At 72.4% G+C, this 17,241-nt stretch carries 14 protein-coding genes; 6 read left to right on the top strand and 8 right to left on the bottom strand.

The window, feature by feature from the left end:
* Nucleotides 1-97: 97 nt before the first annotated feature.
* Nucleotides 98-2,863 (top strand): glycoside hydrolase family 31 protein, encoded by a 2,766-nt coding sequence (locus LIV37_RS44255; protein ID WP_243146044.1) that lies wholly within the window; start codon nucleotides 98-100, stop codon nucleotides 2,861-2,863.
* Nucleotides 2,864-3,498: 635 nt separating this feature from the next.
* Complete coding sequence (locus LIV37_RS44250) at nucleotides 3,499-4,299, top strand: M15 family metallopeptidase (RefSeq protein WP_121824918.1); 801 nt, start codon at nucleotides 3,499-3,501, stop codon at nucleotides 4,297-4,299.
* 7 nt (nucleotides 4,300-4,306) lie between these two features.
* Here LIV37_RS44250 and LIV37_RS44245 read toward each other — a convergent pair whose 3' ends face one another.
* The 4 genes from LIV37_RS44245 to LIV37_RS44230 form a co-directional block, all read right to left on the bottom strand.
* Nucleotides 4,307-5,119 (bottom strand): ABC transporter permease, encoded by an 813-nt coding sequence (locus LIV37_RS44245; protein WP_020873588.1) that lies wholly within the window; start codon nucleotides 5,117-5,119, stop codon nucleotides 4,307-4,309.
* Between the two features lie 48 nt (nucleotides 5,120-5,167).
* Nucleotides 5,168-6,013 (bottom strand): ABC transporter permease, encoded by an 846-nt coding sequence (locus tag LIV37_RS44240; RefSeq protein WP_020873587.1) that lies wholly within the window; start codon nucleotides 6,011-6,013, stop codon nucleotides 5,168-5,170.
* 1 nt (nucleotide 6,014) lies between these two features.
* Nucleotides 6,015-7,196: an ABC transporter substrate-binding protein gene (locus tag LIV37_RS44235; protein WP_020873586.1), complete on the bottom strand. Its 1,182-nt coding sequence runs from the start codon at nucleotides 7,194-7,196 to the stop codon at nucleotides 6,015-6,017.
* Nucleotides 7,197-7,287: 91 nt separating this feature from the next.
* On the bottom strand, nucleotides 7,288-8,367 hold the full coding sequence (locus tag LIV37_RS44230; RefSeq protein WP_020873585.1) for an ABC transporter ATP-binding protein: 1,080 nt from the start codon (nucleotides 8,365-8,367) through the stop codon (nucleotides 7,288-7,290).
* A 140-nt stretch (nucleotides 8,368-8,507) separates the two neighbouring features.
* Here LIV37_RS44230 and LIV37_RS44225 point away from each other — a divergent pair, with 140 nt between their 5' ends.
* From LIV37_RS44225 to glpK, 4 genes are all read left to right on the top strand, one after another.
* Nucleotides 8,508-9,011 (top strand): Zn-ribbon domain-containing OB-fold protein, encoded by a 504-nt coding sequence (locus tag LIV37_RS44225; protein ID WP_185058115.1) that lies wholly within the window; start codon nucleotides 8,508-8,510, stop codon nucleotides 9,009-9,011.
* On the top strand, nucleotides 9,008-10,198 hold the full coding sequence (locus LIV37_RS44220) for a lipid-transfer protein (protein WP_020873583.1): 1,191 nt from the start codon (nucleotides 9,008-9,010) through the stop codon (nucleotides 10,196-10,198). Before LIV37_RS44225 ends, LIV37_RS44220 begins: the two co-directional genes overlap by 4 nt.
* A gap of 333 nt (nucleotides 10,199-10,531) precedes the next feature.
* A complete protein-coding gene (locus tag LIV37_RS44215) occupies nucleotides 10,532-11,296 on the top strand; it encodes an MIP/aquaporin family protein (RefSeq protein ID WP_020873582.1) in 765 nt (254 codons plus the stop codon).
* Between the two features lie 14 nt (nucleotides 11,297-11,310).
* On the top strand, nucleotides 11,311-12,843 hold the full coding sequence (gene glpK / locus LIV37_RS44210) for a glycerol kinase GlpK (RefSeq protein ID WP_020873581.1): 1,533 nt from the start codon (nucleotides 11,311-11,313) through the stop codon (nucleotides 12,841-12,843).
* 89 nt (nucleotides 12,844-12,932) lie between these two features.
* On the opposite strand, the gene LIV37_RS44205 is transcribed toward glpK, so the two are convergent.
* Genes LIV37_RS44205 through LIV37_RS44190 form a run of 4 tightly spaced genes read right to left on the bottom strand, consistent with a single transcriptional unit; the run spans nucleotide 12,933 to nucleotide 17,024 of the window.
* Complete coding sequence (locus tag LIV37_RS44205; RefSeq protein ID WP_020873580.1) at nucleotides 12,933-13,523, bottom strand: GTP-binding protein; 591 nt, start codon at nucleotides 13,521-13,523, stop codon at nucleotides 12,933-12,935.
* Nucleotides 13,504-13,899, bottom strand: coding sequence for a DUF742 domain-containing protein (locus tag LIV37_RS44200; protein ID WP_020873579.1), 396 nt, complete (start codon nucleotides 13,897-13,899; stop codon nucleotides 13,504-13,506). Before LIV37_RS44200 ends, LIV37_RS44205 begins: the two co-directional genes overlap by 20 nt.
* 15 nt (nucleotides 13,900-13,914) lie before the next feature.
* Nucleotides 13,915-14,343, bottom strand: coding sequence for a roadblock/LC7 domain-containing protein (locus LIV37_RS44195; protein ID WP_020873578.1), 429 nt, complete (start codon nucleotides 14,341-14,343; stop codon nucleotides 13,915-13,917).
* A complete protein-coding gene (locus LIV37_RS44190) occupies nucleotides 14,340-17,024 on the bottom strand; it encodes a nitrate- and nitrite sensing domain-containing protein (protein WP_020873577.1) in 2,685 nt (894 codons plus the stop codon). Before LIV37_RS44190 ends, LIV37_RS44195 begins: the two co-directional genes overlap by 4 nt.
* Nucleotides 17,025-17,241 lie beyond the last annotated feature (217 nt).

Raw genomic sequence — 17,241 nt, 5'->3', positions numbered from 1 at the left:
ACTCCACATCACAGGGCGGGATCATGTGCGAGGACCACAGGTGAACGGCAGTTGAACCATATCCCTGCCGGGCGTCGGCAATGGCAGGCTGATCAGTATGGATGCGCGTGACCTGGTGCGGTCGGAGAAGCTGGTGCGGTCGGTGAGGGTGCTCTGCACCGCGCAGGGGCTGCGGTCACTGCGCTCGGCGTGGCGGCGTCGGCGTTCCGACGCGGCCGCGCTGCCCCGCCGGGGCACCGAGCTGGCCCGGGTGCCGGGTGCGGTGCAGGGGGCCGATCCGGAGCCCGGGGGCGGGCTGGTGCGGTTCGCGCGGTCCTCGCTGCGGGTGCGGGTGACCGCGGGCGGCGCGGTGTTCTGCGGCTGGGACGGGGCCGAGCCGGAGCCCTCGTACGCGCTGGACGGACCCTGCCCGGAAGCGGACGAGCGGGCGGAGCTGGAGCCGGACACCGATGGCGGCTGGCGGGTGGTGTCCGAGCGGGTCACGGTGACGGTGGGGCGGACCGGCACGGTGGAGGTGCGTACCCCGGGCGGGGTGGTGCTGCGGCGGGATCTGCCGCCGCGGTGGTGGGAGCCTGCCGGGGCGCGGGGGCCGATGGGGCCGGTGGGGCCCGTGGGGCCGGGAGCGGAGTCAGGGCTCGGGGCGGGGTCCGCGGAGCCGGGGCCGGGGGCGGGGCTCGCGGAGCCGGGGCCGGGGGCGGGGCTCGCGGAGCCGGGGCCGGGGGCGGGGCTCGCGGAACCGGGGCTGGGGGCTGGATCCCCCGCGCCGCGGCTCGCAGAGCCGGGTACAGAACCAAGGCTTACGGAGCCGGGACCGGGGGCGGCTGGGGCGGGATCCGCCGAGTCAGGGCTCGCGGAGCCGGAGGCGGGGCAGGCGCCTGGATCCGCGGAGCCGGGGGCGGCGCCCCGGCCCGTGGATCCAGGGCTCGGACCGGGGCTGGGCGGGGAGGGTGCTCGCTGGCTCCAGCTGTCCGAAGTGGCCGCGGACGCCCGCTTCTTCGGGCTCGGTGGACGGGCCTCCGGGCCCCGGCTGCGGGACGGGGTGTACCGGCTGTGGAACACCGATCCCGGCGGCAGCTTCGAGCCGGGGGACGATCCGCTGTATCTGACCATGCCGGTGCAGCTCGTGGTGGCCGACGCGGGCACCCATCTGGTGTTCCACGACAACTCCTGGGACGGCGCGGTCACCCTGCGGGAGGGCGAGGAGGGCGCGGGCTCCGGCCATGACCGGCCCGGCAGCTGCCGGACGCGGATGGAGGGCGGCCCGCTGCGCTACTGGGTGATCGTGGGCACCACCCCGGCGCGGGTGCTGCACGGCTGGACGGCGCTGACCGGCGCCCCGGCGGTGCCGCCGCGGTGGGCGCTCGGCCATCACCACGCGCGCTGGGGGTTCCGCGACGCGGAGGAGGTCCGGCGGGTGGTGGCGGGCTACCGGGAGCGGGATCTGCCGCTGTCCGCGCTGCATCTGGACATCGACCACCTCATCGGCCACCGGGTGTTCACGGTGGACGGCACGCGCTTCCCCGATCTGCCGGGGCTCGCCGCCGAGCTGCTCGAGGAGGGGGTGCGGCTGGTGTCGATCGTCGACCCCGCGGTGAAGGCGGAGCCGGGCAACGAGGTGTACGAGAGCGGGGCGGCGGACGACGTCTTCGTCCGCGACGCCCGGGGGCGTGAGGTGCGCGGAGTGGTGTGGGCGGGTGAGTCGGCGTTCCCCGACTTCACCGATCCGCGGGTGCGCAAGTGGTGGGGCGGGCTGTACGCGGAGCGGCTGGCGCAGGGCTTCTCCGGGGTGTGGCACGACATGAACGAGCCGGTGTCGTTCGCCGCCTTCGGCGAGACCACGCTGCCGCGCTCGGCCCGGCACGCCCTGGAGGGCCGGGGCGGCGACCACCGCGAGGCGCACAACGTCTACGGGCTGGCGATGGCGCGGGCGGGCTACGAGGGGCTGTGCGAGCTGCGCCCCGACGAGCGGCCGTTTCTGTTCTCCCGCTCGGGGTGGGCGGGGCTGCAGCGGTACGGGGGCAGCTGGTCCGGCGATGTGGCCACGGGCTGGGCGGGGCTGCGGGCCTCGCTGTCGCTGGTGATCGGGCTGGGCCTGTCCGGGGTGCCGTATTCGGGGCCCGACATCGGTGGCTTCACGGGGTTTCCCTCGCCGGAGCTGTATCTGCGGTGGTTCCAGCTGGGCGCGTATCTGCCGCTGTTCCGCACCCATTCGGCGATCTCGGCGGGGCGGCGGGAGCCGTGGGAGTTCGGGTCGCGGGTGCTGGAGCACGCGGCGGCGGCGCTGCGCGAGCGGCAGCGGCTGCTGCCGTACTTCACCACGCTGGCACAGCTGGCCGCGCGCACCGGCGCCCCGTATGTGCGGCCCGTGTGGTGGCGGACGCCCAAGGACCGGGCGCTGCGCGACTGCGAGGACGCCTTTCTGCTGGGGGACGCGCTGCTGGTGGCGCCGGTTCTGGAGGAGGGCGCCCGCCGCCGTCCGGTCCGGCTGCCGCGCGGCCGCTGGTACGACACGGTGACGGGCCGGGCGTACCACGGCCCCCGACAGGTGGTGCTGGACGCTCCCCTGTCGGGCATCCCGGTCCTGGCCCGGGCCGGTTCGGTGGTGCCGGTGGCGGCGCCGGACGGCGGGGTGGAGCTGGAGGTGTGGACCCCGAGCCAGGGCCGCAAGGGCGCGGGCACGGGCTCGCTGGCCGTGGACACGGGCGACGGCTGGGAGAAGCCGGAACTGCTGCGCTTCACCACCCGGCTGCGGGACGGCGAGGTGACGATCGAGCGCGAGGGCGGCGGCGAGGTGGGCTACCCGATACGGGTACGAGGCGAGGCCCCGCCCGCCGAGGACCGCCGCGGCCCCCGGACGAGCTGACCGCGGCGCGCGGCCTGCCCAGCGCGCCGCTCCGGGCGCCGCTCGGGCAGGCCGCCGCCGTTGGGGGCTCCCCCGGGCCCGCCGGAGTGGGGCCGCAGCCCGGCGGATACGGGCGAGGGCCGAAGCTGGCCCTGCGGAAACGGCACGGAAACGGCCCCGGCCGAAGCCGTCCGCCCTGGACCACCGTGCGATGGCCGGCAGCGGGAGCCCTGACGGCTCGGCGGCGGGGCCGCCGACGGAGGCAGATCGCGGCGGAGGCGGCAAGCCACGCCCGTACGGCCGGGACGCCAGGGCGCCGGGACGCCGGAACGCCGGGGCCGGTCGCGATACGGCAAGCCATGACCAGCCCGCAAGAAGCCGAAAGCCATGCCGGGAGCCCGCCGCAACGGCGCCAAGGACACCCCGCGGTGCGGACTCGCGAACGCGAGCACCGACCGCAGCGCGCCCCGCGGACGCGGCAGGGTGCACCAGGCCGACACCCGGTCGCGGCACGGCGCGCCAAGGCCCCCGCAGGAAGCCGACCGCCGCGCGGAAGCCCCGGCGGCAGCGGCGCCGAGGGATACCCGCGACCCAGCGAACGCGGGCTCACGCACGCGGGCTTGTTTTCGCTTCTCGGGGTGGGATAAGTGATGGGCATGCCAAGACTCGCCGTCGCGCTGCGTGCGCTCGCTCTGCCCGTTGCCGCTCTGCTGGCCGTCGCGCCGTACACCCCGGCGCAGGCGAAGGCGGAATCCAAGGCTCCGAAGGAGTTCGTGGCTCTACGGGACGTCGATCCGACGATCCGGCAGGAGATCCGGTACTTCACGCCGCACAACTTCACCGGCGATCCGGTGGACGGCTACCGCCGGCCGATGTGCGTCCTGACCCGCCCGGCCGCCGAGGCGCTGCACCAGGCGCAGCGTCAACTGCTGCTGCGCGGCTACACCTTGAAGGTGTACGACTGCTATCGGCCGCAGCGCGCGGTGAACGACTTCGTGGAGTGGGCCAAGGATCTGGGCGATCAGCGGATGAAGGGCGAGTTCTATCCGGAGGTCGACAAGACGCGGCTGTTCGAGGACGGCTATATCGCCGAGAAGTCGGGGCACAGCCGGGGCAGCACGGTGGATCTGACGATCGCGCGGCTGCCCGCGCTGCCCACGCGCCCCTATGTGCCGGGCGAGAAGCTGGTGCCGTGCTACGCGGCGAAGAAGGACCGCTTCCCGGACAACTCCGTGGACATGGGCACCGGTTACGACTGCTTCGACACGCGCTCGCATACGCTCGATCCGCGGATCAAGGGTGTGCAGCGGGCCAACCGGCTGCTGCTCAAGGGCACGTTGGAGAAGCTCGGGTTCGTCAATCTGGCCGAGGAGTGGTGGCACTACACCTTCAAGCCGGAGCTGTTCCCGGACACCTACTTCGACTTTCCCGTCTCGCGCCGCTCGCTGACCGGCTGAGCGGGCGTCACAGCCGGCCGCCCGCCGTGTCCGAGGACAGCCGCTGGGCGATGTACACGGGCACCACGGACACCAGGATGAGCAGCGCGGCGACGACGTTGACGACGGGTGCCTGGTGGGGGCGGGCCAGGTTCTCGTAGATCCAGATGGGCAGGGTGCGGGTGCCGGGCCCGGCGGTGAAGGTCGTGACGACGATCTCGTCGAAGGAGAGCGCGAAGGCCAGCAGCCCGCCCGCGAAGAGGGCCGAGCGCATGGCGGGGAAGGTGACGTACCGGAAGGTCTGCCAGGAGCGCGCCCCGAGGTCGGCGGAGGCCTCGGCCAGGGAGGGCGCGATACGGCGCAGCCGGGCGCCGATGTTGTTGAAGACGATGACGACGCAGAACGTGGCATGCCCGACGACCACCGTGAACAGGCCGAAGCCGATGCCGATCGGGTCGAGGACGGTGCGGAAGGCGGCGTTGAGGGCGATGCCGCTGACGATGCCGGGCAGCGCGATCGGCAGGACGAGCAGGAAGGACACGGTCCGCCGCCCGAAGAAGCGGTGCCGGTGGACGGCGTACGCGGCCAGGGTGCCGAGTACCAGGGCGATCGCGGTGGCGGCGAGTCCGGCCTTGAGCGAGGTGAGCAGGGCCTCGCGGGCGCCGTCGCTGTGCAGGGCGGCCCGCCACCAGCGGCCGGTGAGGCCGCTGGGCGGCCAGCCGAAGGAGCGGTCGGCGTTGAAGGAGTTGAGCAGCACCAGCAGCAGGGGGACGTAGACGATCGCGAGGCCGGCCGCGGTGACACAGCCGAGGACCACTCGGGCGGTGCGCGAGAGGCGCATGGGCCCACCTCCTGGGGCGACTGGAGCGGACTGGGCGGACTGGAACGGCTAGAGCGAGTCGAGGGCGCCCGCACGGCGTACGGCGGCCAGGTAGCAGACGATGAGGACCACGGGTACGGCGGAGAGCGCGGCGGCCATCGGCAGGTCCAGGGTGACCTGTGAGGCGATGACATTGCCCAGCAGCTGGGTCTTGCCGCCGACGATCTGCACGGTGAGGTAGTCGCCCAGGCTGAGCGAGAAGGTGAAGACGGATCCGGCGAACACGGCGGGGCGTACGGCGGGCAGGACGACGGAGCGCAGGGTCCGCCAGGCGCCGGCGCCGAGGTCGGCCGAGGCCTCCAGCATCCGCTCGGGGAGCCGTTCGAGGGCCGCGTACACCGGAAGGATCATGTACGGCAGCCAGAGGTAGGCGAGCACGATGATGACGGCGGTGGTGCCGTAGCCGGGCCCGTGCAGCCCGAACGGGGCGAGGGCGGCGCCCACGACGCCGTCCTCGCCGAGCATGACCCGCCAGGCGTACGCCTTGACCAGATAGCCGGCCCACAGCGGGGTGAGCACGGCGACCAGCAGCGGCCGCCGCCACCGCCGCCCCGCGACCCGCGCCATGCAGAACGCCATGGGCAGGGCGAGGAGCGCGTCGATGACGGTGACCGCGACCGCGATGGACAGGGTGCGCAGGGCGATGGTGCGGTAGACGGGGGTGGTCAGCAGCTCGTGGAAGTTGTCGGTGTTCCAGGTGTGGACGACGTCGGAGGTGAAGGAGTCGGTGGCCCAGAAGGCCGACAGCAGCAGGATGCCGAGCGAGCCCAGATAGGCCAGGGTCAGCCAGAGCAGGGGCGGGGCGAGGAGCGCGGTGAGGCGCAGCCGCGAGCCTGGGGTGGGCGCGGCGGGCATCTCAGCCCTTGACCTCCGTCCAGGCCCTGGTCCACTGGGCGTAGTCGGTGCAGCTGGCGTCCTTACGGCCGTCGAGGCACTCCTTGATGGGCGTGGTCCAGAAGTGGACGCGCTGGAAGTACTTCTCGTCGTCCGCGTGGAAGATCGCGCAGTGGTTCGGGTCGGAGGTCTCGGCGCACGCCTTACGGTTGGACGGAGCCTCGCCGAAGTACTCCGCGACCTGGGCGTTGACCTTGGGCGAAACGATCCAGTCGAGCCACTTGTAGGCGCAGTTGGGGTGCTCGGCCTTGGCGGACACCATCCAGGTGTCGGACCAGCCGGTGGCGCCCTCCTTGGGGAGCACCGCCTTGACCGGGGCCTTCTCGGCCTTGGTCAGGTTGGCGATGACCTGCCAGGTGGTGCCGATGACGCTGTCGCCGCCCTTGAAGGCGGTGATCTCCTTCTGGTAGTCGCTCCAGTACTCCCCCACCGCCTTGTGCTGCTTCTTCAGCAGGGACACGGCCGCGTCGAGCTGCTTCTGGTCGAGCGCGTAGGGGTTCTTGATGCCGAGCGAGGGCTTGGCACGCATCAGATAGAGCGCGGCGTCGGCGATGTAGATGGGCGAGTCGTAGGCGGTGACGTGCCCCCCGTACCGCGCGGAGTCGTCGAAGACGGCGCGCCAGGAGTCGGGCGCGGGCTTCACCTTGTCGGTCCGGTACATGAGGAGGTTGGCGCCCCGGCCGTGCGGAATGCCGTACATCCGGCCGTCCTTGGAGTTGAACGGCTGGTTCTTGAGGGCCGGGAAGATGTCCTTGTAGTTGGGGACCAGCTTGGTGTTGACGGGGGCCGCGTCGCCGGAGGCGATGAGCCGTAGGGTGGCGTCGCCGGACGCGGAGACCGTGTCGTACTGCCCGGTCTTCATCAGCGAGACCATCTCGTCGGAGGTGCCGGCCGTCTTGGTGTTCACCTGGCAGCCGGTCTTCTTCTCGAACGGGTGAACCCAGTCCACCTTGGGGTCGTTGGAGCCGTCCTCGGCGTAGCCGGCCCAGGCGATGATGTTGACCTTGCCCTCGCCCTTGCCGAGCTTGTCGGGTGCGTGACCGCCCTTGTCGTCATCGGCGCCCGAGCCGCACCCGGCCGCGGTCAGCAGCAGCGCGCAGACGGCGGCCGCGGACCTCCACGCAGACGTCTTCCGTTTCCGCATCCGGTCCTCCTCGTCCCACTAGGCACTTGAGGCCCGGCCAGTATCGGGCCGGCGGTGGGCCCTCGCCAGGGTGCCGTCGGCAATGACAAGGTCAACTCGGGACCGGGAAGGCGTCCTTCTCGTCCCAGGACAGCCCGATCTCGCCGTCCGGGCGGGCGGATTGAGGGAGTCCGGTGAGGTTCTGGCGGAGCACGGTGAGCCGGTCGCCGTGCGGAAGCGCGATGGTGAAGCGGGTGTGCGCCCCGGCGTGCACGATGTCGGTGATGCGCCCCGTGACGGTCCGTCGGCCGTCAGCGGATGCCGCGGCTACGGCGGGCGGCGCCACGGGCTCGGTGAGCAGGATCCGCTCGGGCCGGATGGAGTACGTTCCGGGGCGGCCCACGACACGCACCGCCGCCTCGCCGCGCAGCAGGTTGGTGGTGCCGACGAAGCCCGCGACGAAGGCGGTGGCGGGGCGTTCGTACACCTCGACCGGCGGGCCGGTCTGCTCGATGCGGCCGTCGCGGACCACGGCGATCCGGTCGCTCATGGTCAGCGCCTCGTCCTGGTCGTGGGTGACCAGGAGGAAGGTGATGCCGGTGGTGCGCTGCAACTCCTTGAGCTCGGTCTGCATCTCCTGCCGCAGCGCCAGGTCGAGCGCGCCGAGCGGTTCGTCGAGCAGCAGCACGGCGGGCCGGTCGACGAGGGCGCGGGCGAGGGCGACGCGCTGGCGCTGGCCGCCGGAGAGCTCGGCGGGGCGGCGGCCGGCGAAGCCGTCCAGCCGTACGGTGGTCAGCGCCTCGCGGGCGCGGGCGAGCCGCTCGGCCTTGCGGACGCCGCGCACGGTCAGGGCATAGGCCACGTTCTGCTCGACGCTCATATGCGGGAAGAGCGCGTAGTCCTGGAAGACGGTGTGTGCGTCGCGGCGGTTGGGAGGCGTCGTGGTGACGTCGTCCCCGGCCAGTTCGATACGCCCCGAGGTGGGCTGTTCGAACCCCGCGACGAGCCGTAGCAGGGTGGTCTTCCCCGAACCCGAGGGGCCGAGCAGCGAGAAGAACTCGCCCTCGTGGACGGTGAGATCGACGGCGTCCACCGCGCGCACCGTCCCGAAGTCCTTGGTGACGGCCTCGAGCCGGACGGCCGTGCGCGTCGTCGTGGTCCCGGTCCGCGTCCTGGTCTCCGTCTCCGCCACCGACCGCTCCCCTCACCCTTCGGCTGATCAGGCCCGTGATCGCGGCCCGTGATCGCGGTCACTGTACCGGGGTTACGCGCGCTACGGTCCCCGTGCCACACTTCTGACACATCGTCAGTTACGAGGTATCGGGAGGGACCGTGCCCCCCACGCGTGTGCCCGTGGTCGACGGGTGGTTCACCGCCGAGGGCGGGGAGTTCCGGCTGCTGGGGACGTGCTGCCGGGACTGCGGGGCGGTGTACTTCCCCCGGGAGGACGCCTTCTGCCGTGTCCCGGGCTGCTCCGGCACCGAGTTGGCGGAGGTTCCGCTGTCCCGCCGCGGGCGGGTGTGGTCCTACACCGACGGCCGCTACCGGCCACCCGCCCCCTACCCGTCCGACCCCGAGCTCACATGGCGGCCCTACACACTGATCGCCGTGGAGCTGACCGCCGAGCGGATGGTGGTGCTGGGGCAGGGCGCCCCCGGGGTGACCCTGGCCGATCTGGCCATCGGCATGGAGGTCGAGGTGGTGCCGGGGGTGCTGGCCGAGGAGGGCGGGCGCACCCTCACCACCTGGCACTGGCGGCCCGTTGCCGAAGAGGAGCCTGATACCGGGGAGCGGCCCGTTCCCGGCGGGCGGCCCGTTCCCGGGGAGGCGTCATGACCGGTGAGGTGGCAGTGCTCGGCGCCGGGATGCACCCCTGGGGGAAGTGGGGCCGCGGCTTCGTGGAGTACGGCACGAAGGCGGCGCGGGCCGCGCTCGCGGACGCCGGGCTCGAGTGGTCCGCGATCCAGTCCGTGGTCGGCGCCAACACCGTGCGCTGCGGCTATCCGGGGCAGGTCGCGGGCGCGACCTTCGCCAAGGCGCTGGGCTGGCAGGGCGCCCGTGTCACCAGCGTGTACGCGGCCTGCGCGTCCGGCGCGCGGGCCATCGACACCGCCCGCGCCCAGATCCTGTCGGGCCTGGCGGACACCGTGTTGGTGGTGGGCTCCGACGCGGCGCCCAAGGGGTTCTTCGCCCCCGCGGGCGGTGAGCGGCCGGACGATCCGGACTGGCTGCGCTTCCGGGTGCTCGGTGCCACCAACCCCGCCTATTTCGCGCTCTGGGCCCGCCGCCGGATGGCGCTGTACGGCGACACGGCCGAGGACTTCGCGCGGGTGAAGGTGAAGAACGCGGCCGCGGGCGCCGCGAATCCGTACGCCCGCTACCGCTCCCCCGTCACCGCCGAGGAGGTCGCCGCGTCGCCGGTGGTCGCCGATCCGCTGCGGCTGTTGGACATCTGCGCGACCTCCGACGGGGCGGCGGCGCTGGTGCTCGGCAGCGTGGCGACGGCGCGGCGGCTCGGGATGGCGCGCCCGGTCCGCATCCGCGCCGTCTCGTCGGTCTCCCCCACCCATCCGCGCACCGCGCTGGACCTGCCGGACATCGCCACCGACTCCGCCCCGCCGGGCTCCCCCGTGCCCGATCCGTTCCGGCCCTCCATCGCGCGGGCGGCGTACGAGGAGGCGGGTCTCGGACCGGAGGATCTGTCACTGGCCGAGGTGTACGACCTGTCCACGGCCCTGGAGCTGGAGTGGTACGAGGACTTGGGGCTGTGCGCGCCCGGGGAGGGCGCGAAGCTGCTCCGCGAGGGGGCGACGGCGCCGGGCGGGCGGATTCCGGTCAATCCGAGCGGGGGTCTCGCGTCCTTCGGGGAGGCGGTTCCGGCGCAGGCCATCGCCCAGGTGTGCGAGCTGACCTGGCAGCTGCGCGAGCAGGCGGGCGAGCGGCAGGTGCCGGGCGCGCGGGCCGGAATCACCGTCAACCAGGGGCTGTTCGGACACGGTTCGTCGGTCGTCGCGGTCCGCTGAGCGGCGCCCGAGCGGCAACCGCCCGGTGGCCGCCCGGCAACCGCCCGGTGGCCGCCGGGTGACCGTTCAGCGGCTGCCCGGTGCCCAAGTGGTGCCCGGGTGCGCGGCGATACCAGGGCAACGCCCTTACGGTTGTCACGAACACCGTTGCCGTCCATCACCTTGACGCCCCCTGACCCCCGGTGAACACTGCTGCGGTGTCAGTCGGCGTCGCCGCGCGCAGGCTCTCTCCACGGTCACCCCCATGGGCGATTCCGATGCACCCGCACGCTCGAAACGACCCAGCACGGAGGACCGGGGCCACCCGCCCCGGGCGAGGTCCTAGGAGCCGCCATGAGCAATGGGGACATCTTCACCGGTGAGGTCATCGGCACCGCGATACTGATTCTCTTCGGCGCCGGTGTGTGCGCCGCCGTCACTCTGAACCACTCCAAGGCCAAGTCGGCCGGGTGGATCGTGGTCGCCTTCGGCTGGGGCTTCGGCGTCATGGCCGGCGCGTACACCGCGGCCCCGCTGTCCGGCGCCCATCTCAACCCGGCGGTGACCGTGGGCGTCGCCGTGGACACCGGCGACTGGGACAAGGTGCCGCTCTACATTCTCGCGCAGCTGGTGGGCGCCGTGATCGGCGCGGTGCTGACCTGGGCGCTGTACTACGCGCAGTTCGCCGCCAACGCCGATGAGAAGACCGCCCTGCCCACGCTCGGGGTCTTCTCCACCGTTCCGGAGATCCGGAACCCGGTGGCCAACCTCGTGACCGAGATCATCGCGACGGCCGCGCTGGTGCTGCCGCTGCTCGCGTTCGGCCAGGTCGACGGCATCGGGATCGGCCCGGTCACCGAGGGCGGCGGCACCGTGGTCCTCGGCTCGGGCATCTCCGTCCTGCTCGTCGCCTTCCTGGTGGTCGGCATCGGCCTCTCCCTGGGCGGGCCCACCGGCTACGCCATCAACCCGGCGCGCGACCTCGGGCCGCGCGTCGCCCACGCCCTGCTGCCCATCCCCAACAAGGGCACCTCGGACTGGGGTTACGCCTGGATACCGGTGGTGGGCCCGCTGATCGGGGCCGTGCTGGCGGGTCTCGTCTTCAACGCAGCCTTCTGACCGAAGGAGACGCCATGCCGCATCCGACGGACACGTACGTCGCCGCGATCGACCAGGGCACCACCTCCAGCCGCTGCATCATCTTCGACCGGAACGGCGCGATCGTCGCAGTCGACCAGCGCGAGCACCGCCAGATCTTCCCCAAGCCCGGCTGGGTGGAGCACGACGCCACCGAGATCTGGTCCAAGGTGCAGGCCGTGGTGGCCGGTGCGCTGGCCAAGGCGGGGCTGCGGGCCGACGAGCTGACCGCGCTGGGCATCACCAACCAGCGCGAGACCACGGTCCTGTGGGACCGCCGCACCGGCAAACCGGTGCACAACGCTATCGTCTGGCAGGACACCCGCACCTCCGGCCTGTGCGAGGAACTCGGCGGCGAGGTGGGTCAGGACCGCTTCCGGGACACCACCGGACTGCCGCTGGCCAGCTACTTCTCCGGGCCCAAGGCCGCCTGGCTGCTGGACCATGTGCCCGGGCTGCGCCGCCGCGCCGAGATGGGCGAGATCGCCTTCGGCACCATCGACTCCTGGCTGATCTGGAACCTCACCGGCGGCACCGACGGCGGGGTGCACGTCACCGATGTGACCAACGCCGGACGTACCCTGCTGATGGATCTGCGGACCCTCCAGTGGGACGCCTCGATCCTCTCCACGATGGGCCTCCCCGAGGCGATGCTGCCGGAGATCCGCTCCTCCGCCGAGGTGTACGGCACGGGGGTCGGGCAGCTGGCCGGTGTGCCGGTGGCCTCCGCGCTCGGCGATCAGCAGGCCGCCGTCTTCGGCCAGACCTGCTACGGCGTGGGCGAGGCCAAGAACACCTATGGCACCGGCAGCTTCCTGCTGCTGAACACCGGTGACCGCCCGGTGCCGTCCAAGAGCGGGCTGCTGACCACGATGGGCTACCGGCTCGGCGGCGAGCGGCCCGTCTACTGCCTGGAGGGATCGATCGCGATCACCGGTGCGCTGGTGCAGTGGTTCCGCGACCAGCTGGGCATCATCCGCTCCGCCGACGAGATCGAACCGCTCGCCGCGAGCGTGGACGACAACGGCGGGGCGTACATCGTCCCGGCCTTCTCGGGGCTGTTCGCCCCGTACTGGCGCTCGGACGCCCGCGGTGTGATCACCGGTCTCACCCGCTACGTCACCAAGGCGCATCTGGCCCGTGCCGTCCTGGAGGCGACCAGCTGGCAGACGCGCGAGGTGGTCGACGCGATGTACCAGGACTCCGGGGTGCGGATCAGCACGCTCAAGGTCGACGGCGGCATGACCGCCAACGACCTGCTGATGCAGCATCAGGCCGATGTGCTGGGCGTCCCGGTGATCCGTCCGGTGGTCGCCGAGACCACGTGTCTGGGCGCGGCGTACGCGGCCGGGCTCGCCACCGGCGCCTGGCAGGACCTGGACGAGCTGCGGGCCCACTGGAAGCGGGACGCCGAGTGGAGCCCGCGGATGACCGAGGAGGAGCGGACGCGCGAGTACGGCAACTGGCGCATGGCGGTGGAGCGCAGCTTCGGCTGGCACCGGGAGGGGCAGCGGGCCGAGGGCCCCTGAGCCGCACCCGGCACCGGCGAACGGCCGCCTCGTACGGCCGGCGCGAACGGCGGCCCGCACCCCGGACGGCGGGGTGCGGGCCGTGCCGTTCAGCCCCGCGCGGAGGCCAGCATCGCGTGCTCCACCACCGAGATCAGCACATGCTTGGCCGAGTCGCGCTCCCGGGCGTCGCACAGGACGACCGGGGTGCCCGGGTCGAGGTCCAGGGCGTCCCGCACCGAGTCCTCCGGGTAGCGGTCGGCCCCCTCGAAGCAGTTGACGGCCACGGTGAAGGCGATGTCCCGCCGCTCGAAGTAGTCGATGGCGGCGAAGCAGTCCTCGAGCCGGCGGGTGTCGGCCAGCACCACCGCGCCCAGCGCGCCGGTGGCCAGCTCGTCCCACAGGAACCAGAACCGGTCCTGGCCCGGGGTGCCGAAGAGATAGAGCACCAGGTCCTCGCGGAGCGTGATGCGCCCGAAGTCCATGGCGACGGTGGTGGTCGTCTTGGACTCCACCCCCGCGATGTCGTCGACCGGCCGGCCCGCCTCGGTGAGGATCTCCTCGGTGCGCAGCGGTCTGATCTCGCTGACCGCGCCCACCAGGGTCGTCTTGCCCACCCCGAAGCCGCCGGCCACCAGTATCTTCAGCGTGACCGGTTCGACGATATGTGGGCGGCCCAGGTCAGAGTGCCCGTAGCCCATTGATCACCTCGCGCAGAATCCTCTCGTCCGGCAGTTCCGCCGGAGGTACGGGCCGGGACACTCGGACGAGTGCGGCGTGGAGCAGATCGCCGATGAGCACACGGATCACGCCGATCGGTAGGTCGAGCTCGGCCGCCAGCTCGGCGACGGACTGCGGACTGTCCCGGCTCAGTTCGACGATGTCGATGTGTTCCGGGGACAGCGTCTGGTCGGCGACGGTCCGGTGGGTCGCGCTGTCGGCGACGACGACGGCGATCAGATCCAGTTTCTCCTCGGCGGCGCTGCGGGTGCGTCCCCGCGTCATCGCGTAGGGCCTGACCACCGGTCCCGCCGCGTCGTCGAACCACCGGGCGGCGCGCTCCGGGTCTCCGCTCATTTCCCCCGGCCTCCGTCACCCGGTGGAGCGCGGGGCCGAGCCCAGATGCACGCCCACCCGCTTGACCAGCAGCGTCATCTCGTACGCTATCTGGCCCACATCGGAGTCGGCGTCGGCCAGGACGGCGAGACAGCTGCCGTCGCCGGCCGCGGTGACGAACAGGAAGGCGTCGTCGAGCTCGACGATGGTCTGCCGGACCCGGCCGACGTCGAAGTGACGGCCGACGCCCTTGGCGAGGCTGTGGAAGCCCGAGGCCACGGCGGCCAGGTGTTCACCGTCCTCCCGGGACAGATCGCGTGAGCCGCCGGTGAGGAGTCCGTCCCCGGACAGCACCAGCGCCTTGCGGATGCTGCCCACTCTTCCTACCAGTTCGTCCAGCAGCCAGTTCAGCTCGCCCGACGCGTTGGGTGATCCGTTGGGCGCTGCGGCGTTCGATGCGGTCATCGACCGTCCCCCTCATGTGTCGTTCCCGGACTTGCGTCCGCGCCTCCGGATCCGGTGGCCGACTGCCGCCGACCGCGCTGCCAACCCCGTTGGAGCGAGGCCATGGTGGCCCTCGCCTGCTCGGCTTCGCGTTCGGGATCGTTCTCGGCAGGGGTTCGGTCGTCGGTCGGGGGCGCGGGGTCGTTCTTCAGCTGCGGGGCCAGGCTGGCCTGCCGTACCCGCTTGGGGAGGCCGGAGGCCGCCCGCTGGGTGGGCACCGGACTCTCCTCCGGTCCCCGGCGCTCCGGCCCCGTGCGCCGCGGGCCCTGGTCACGGCCCTGGGCCTGGTCCTGGCCCTGGCGTTCGGAGCGCTCGGCCCAGGACGGCTGCCCCGGGCCCTGGTTGCGGCTGTGCCGTCCGCCGGCCGTGCCCTCGACCGGCCGGCCGTGGTCGGCGACCAGGACCGGCGGGACACGGCGGGGCAGCGGCGCGGGGCCGCCGCCCGGTTCGGGGTCCGGGCCGTCCGGAGCCTGCTGGTGCTGCTCCACGGTGGACGGAACGGGTCCGGTGCGCACGGACTGGCGCGTCTTGAGGCCGCGGGCGCGGAAGATGCCGCCCACTTCGTCGTCCTCGTCGGCGTCGTCGTGGTGGGCCTCGTGCGCCAGGGCCGCGGCCAGGGAGGCGAGCTGGGAGGTCTGCTCGGCCTCGTCGGCGGGCCCGAGCCGGACGTCGCCCACGCCACGCCGCGCGGTGTCGGTGTAACGGCCGCCGGTGTCGCGGTCGTCGGTGTCCCCCCGGGTGCCCTCGTCGGTGAGCAGGTTGGAGGGGATGAGCACGATGGCCGTGGTGCCGCCGTACGGGGAGGGCTGGAGCGAGACCCGCACCCCCTGCCGCTGGGCGAGCCGGCTGACCACGAACAGCCCGAGCCGGTCGGTGTCGGACAGCTCGAACTCGGGGGTCTCGGCCAGCCGGAGGTTGGCCTCCAGCAGCGCGTCGGGCGTCATGCCGAGACCGCGGTCGTGGATCTCCAGGGTGAAGCCCTTGGCGACCCGCTCGCCGTGCACCTGGACGGCGGTGTGCGGCGGCGAGAAGACGGTGGCGTTCTCCAGGAGTTCGGCGACGAGGTGGGTGAGGTCGCCGACGGCCGGCCCGACGACCGCGATCCTGGGCAGCCGGCGGATCTCGATCCGCTCGTAGTCCTCCACCTCGGCGACGGCGGCGCGCACGACGTCCATCAGCTGGATCGGCTTGCGCCACTGCCGGGAGGGGGCCGCGCCGGAGAGGATGACCAGACCCTCGGCGTGGCGCCGCATACGGGTGGTCATATGGTCCAGGCGGAACAGGTCGGACAGCTCGTCGGTGTCCTCGGTGCGCCGCTCCATGGTGTCCAGGAGGGTGAGCTGACGGTGCAGCAGGACCTGGCTGCGGCGGGCGAGGTTGACGAAGACCTCGGAGACGCCCTGGCGGAGTTCGGCCTGTTTGACGGCGGCCTCGACGGCGGCCCGCTGCAGGGTGTTGAGGGCCTGGCCGACCTGGCCCATCTCATCGGGGCCGTAGTCCAGCCGGGGCGCCTCGGTCTCCACGTCGATCTGCTCGCCCGAGCCGAGGCGGCGCATCACGCTCGGCAGCCGGACGCTGGCGACCTCCTGGGCGTCCCTGCGCAGCCGGGACAGATCGCGGACCAGGCTGCGGCCGATCCGGAACGAGACGAAGACGGAGACGATGAGGGCGACCAGGCCGAGGATGCCGGCGATGCCCGCCTTGAGCATCACGCTGCTGGCCACCGGGTCGATGCGCTTCTGGAGCCGGTCGGTGGCCTCCTCGCCCAGCCGGTCGTAGTCGTTGAGGACGGGCTGGGCCGCGGCCTCCCAGTGCTCCTGGTCCAGCGACTTGATGGCGGTGGCGGGGTCCATCGAGGAGAGGATCTTGCCCTCGGCCACGCGCAGGGCGGCGGGGGCGGCGTTGGTGCGCCGGTAGTCGGCGAAGACCTTCTGCTCGGAGTCGGGGAGGATCGGCAGGTTGATCTCGTAGAGCAGGGTGCGCTCGGCGATGAGGTCGGACATCGCCTGGAGGTCCGCCAGCGTCATCTTGCGCGCCGTCAGCGCCGAGACGAACAGCGCGTCTTCGCGGGAGAGCGCCTCCCGGGCGCGGATCATGGCGACCAGCGCGCGGCCCTGTTTGTCGAGGTCGGTGTCGGGCACCGCGTGGAGCGAGCTGCGGAAGGTGTAGCAGAGGTCGACGAGCTTGTTGTAATACTCATACGCCTGGGTCGAGGAGATGCCGTCGTCCTCGACCTTGCGGCGCAGACTGTCCAGTCCGTCCGCGGCCTTGAGGATGTTGTCGAGCTGTTCCTCGGAGTCGTCGTTCATCTTGCCGTGCACATCGCCGTCCGACTCGGCGGCCCGCAGCATGTCGATCGCCTGGTCGGTCTTGCGCTGCAGGGAGTGGAGCACGGGCAGGGCGTCCGACTGCCGCGGATCGGCCAGCAGGATGAGCGTCTGCCGGCGCTCCTTCTGGACGGCGTGCACCGCGTCCTCGGCCGGCTGGCCCGCTTTGTCGATGATGTCGGACGCGTCCAGCAGTTGCATTGCCTCGCGACCGGTGATCACCGTGGCGAACGCCCATATCGCCGTCAGTGACACGAGCGGCACCAGCAACAGCGCCACGATCTTCCTGCGGATGGACTTACCGCGAAAGCGCATGGCCTCCCTAACGTCTACCCCGAATTCCAGGGGCGGGGTTCCGAGTTCCGACATCGAGCGGGCGCGAGCCTACTACTGCCGGTTGGACAGTTCGAAGGCGTGTCCACTTGATGCAGGGAGTCCCTTACAGCCCGTGATCGGGAGTTGTCGGGTGATTCCCCGACTTACCCCCCGCCGCTCGGCACCCCTCCCCCGGCCGCCGCATGCGGCCATTCGG

Origin of the sequence: Streptomyces rapamycinicus NRRL 5491 (assembly GCF_024298965.1) — a bacterium.
GTDB classification, from domain to species: Bacteria; Actinomycetota; Actinomycetes; order Streptomycetales; family Streptomycetaceae; genus Streptomyces; species Streptomyces rapamycinicus.
The sequence above is the reverse complement of the archived record's forward strand: the minus strand, read 5'-3'. Positions and strand labels throughout refer to the sequence as shown.

Bases quoted from the DNA above. Each gene is read 5' to 3' on its own strand.
- LIV37_RS44255 (WP_243146044.1), top strand. From the start codon at position 98: ATGGATGCGCGTGACCTGGTGCGGTCGGAGAAGCTGGTGCGGTCGGTG.
- LIV37_RS44250 (WP_121824918.1), top strand. From the start codon at position 3,499: ATGCCAAGACTCGCCGTCGCGCTGCGTGCGCTCGCTCTGCCCGTTGCC.
- LIV37_RS44245 (WP_020873588.1), bottom strand. From the start codon at position 5,119: ATGCGCCTCTCGCGCACCGCCCGAGTGGTCCTCGGCTGTGTCACCGCG.
- LIV37_RS44240 (WP_020873587.1), bottom strand. From the start codon at position 6,013: ATGCCCGCCGCGCCCACCCCAGGCTCGCGGCTGCGCCTCACCGCGCTC.
- LIV37_RS44235 (WP_020873586.1), bottom strand. From the start codon at position 7,196: ATGCGGAAACGGAAGACGTCTGCGTGGAGGTCCGCGGCCGCCGTCTGC.
- LIV37_RS44220 (WP_020873583.1), top strand. From the start codon at position 9,008: ATGACCGGTGAGGTGGCAGTGCTCGGCGCCGGGATGCACCCCTGGGGG.
- LIV37_RS44215 (WP_020873582.1), top strand. From the start codon at position 10,532: ATGAGCAATGGGGACATCTTCACCGGTGAGGTCATCGGCACCGCGATA.
- glpK (WP_020873581.1), top strand. From the start codon at position 11,311: ATGCCGCATCCGACGGACACGTACGTCGCCGCGATCGACCAGGGCACC.
- LIV37_RS44205 (WP_020873580.1), bottom strand. From the start codon at position 13,523: ATGGGCTACGGGCACTCTGACCTGGGCCGCCCACATATCGTCGAACCG.
- LIV37_RS44200 (WP_020873579.1), bottom strand. From the start codon at position 13,899: ATGAGCGGAGACCCGGAGCGCGCCGCCCGGTGGTTCGACGACGCGGCG.
- LIV37_RS44195 (WP_020873578.1), bottom strand. From the start codon at position 14,343: ATGACCGCATCGAACGCCGCAGCGCCCAACGGATCACCCAACGCGTCG.
- LIV37_RS44190 (WP_020873577.1), bottom strand. From the start codon at position 17,024: ATGCGCTTTCGCGGTAAGTCCATCCGCAGGAAGATCGTGGCGCTGTTG.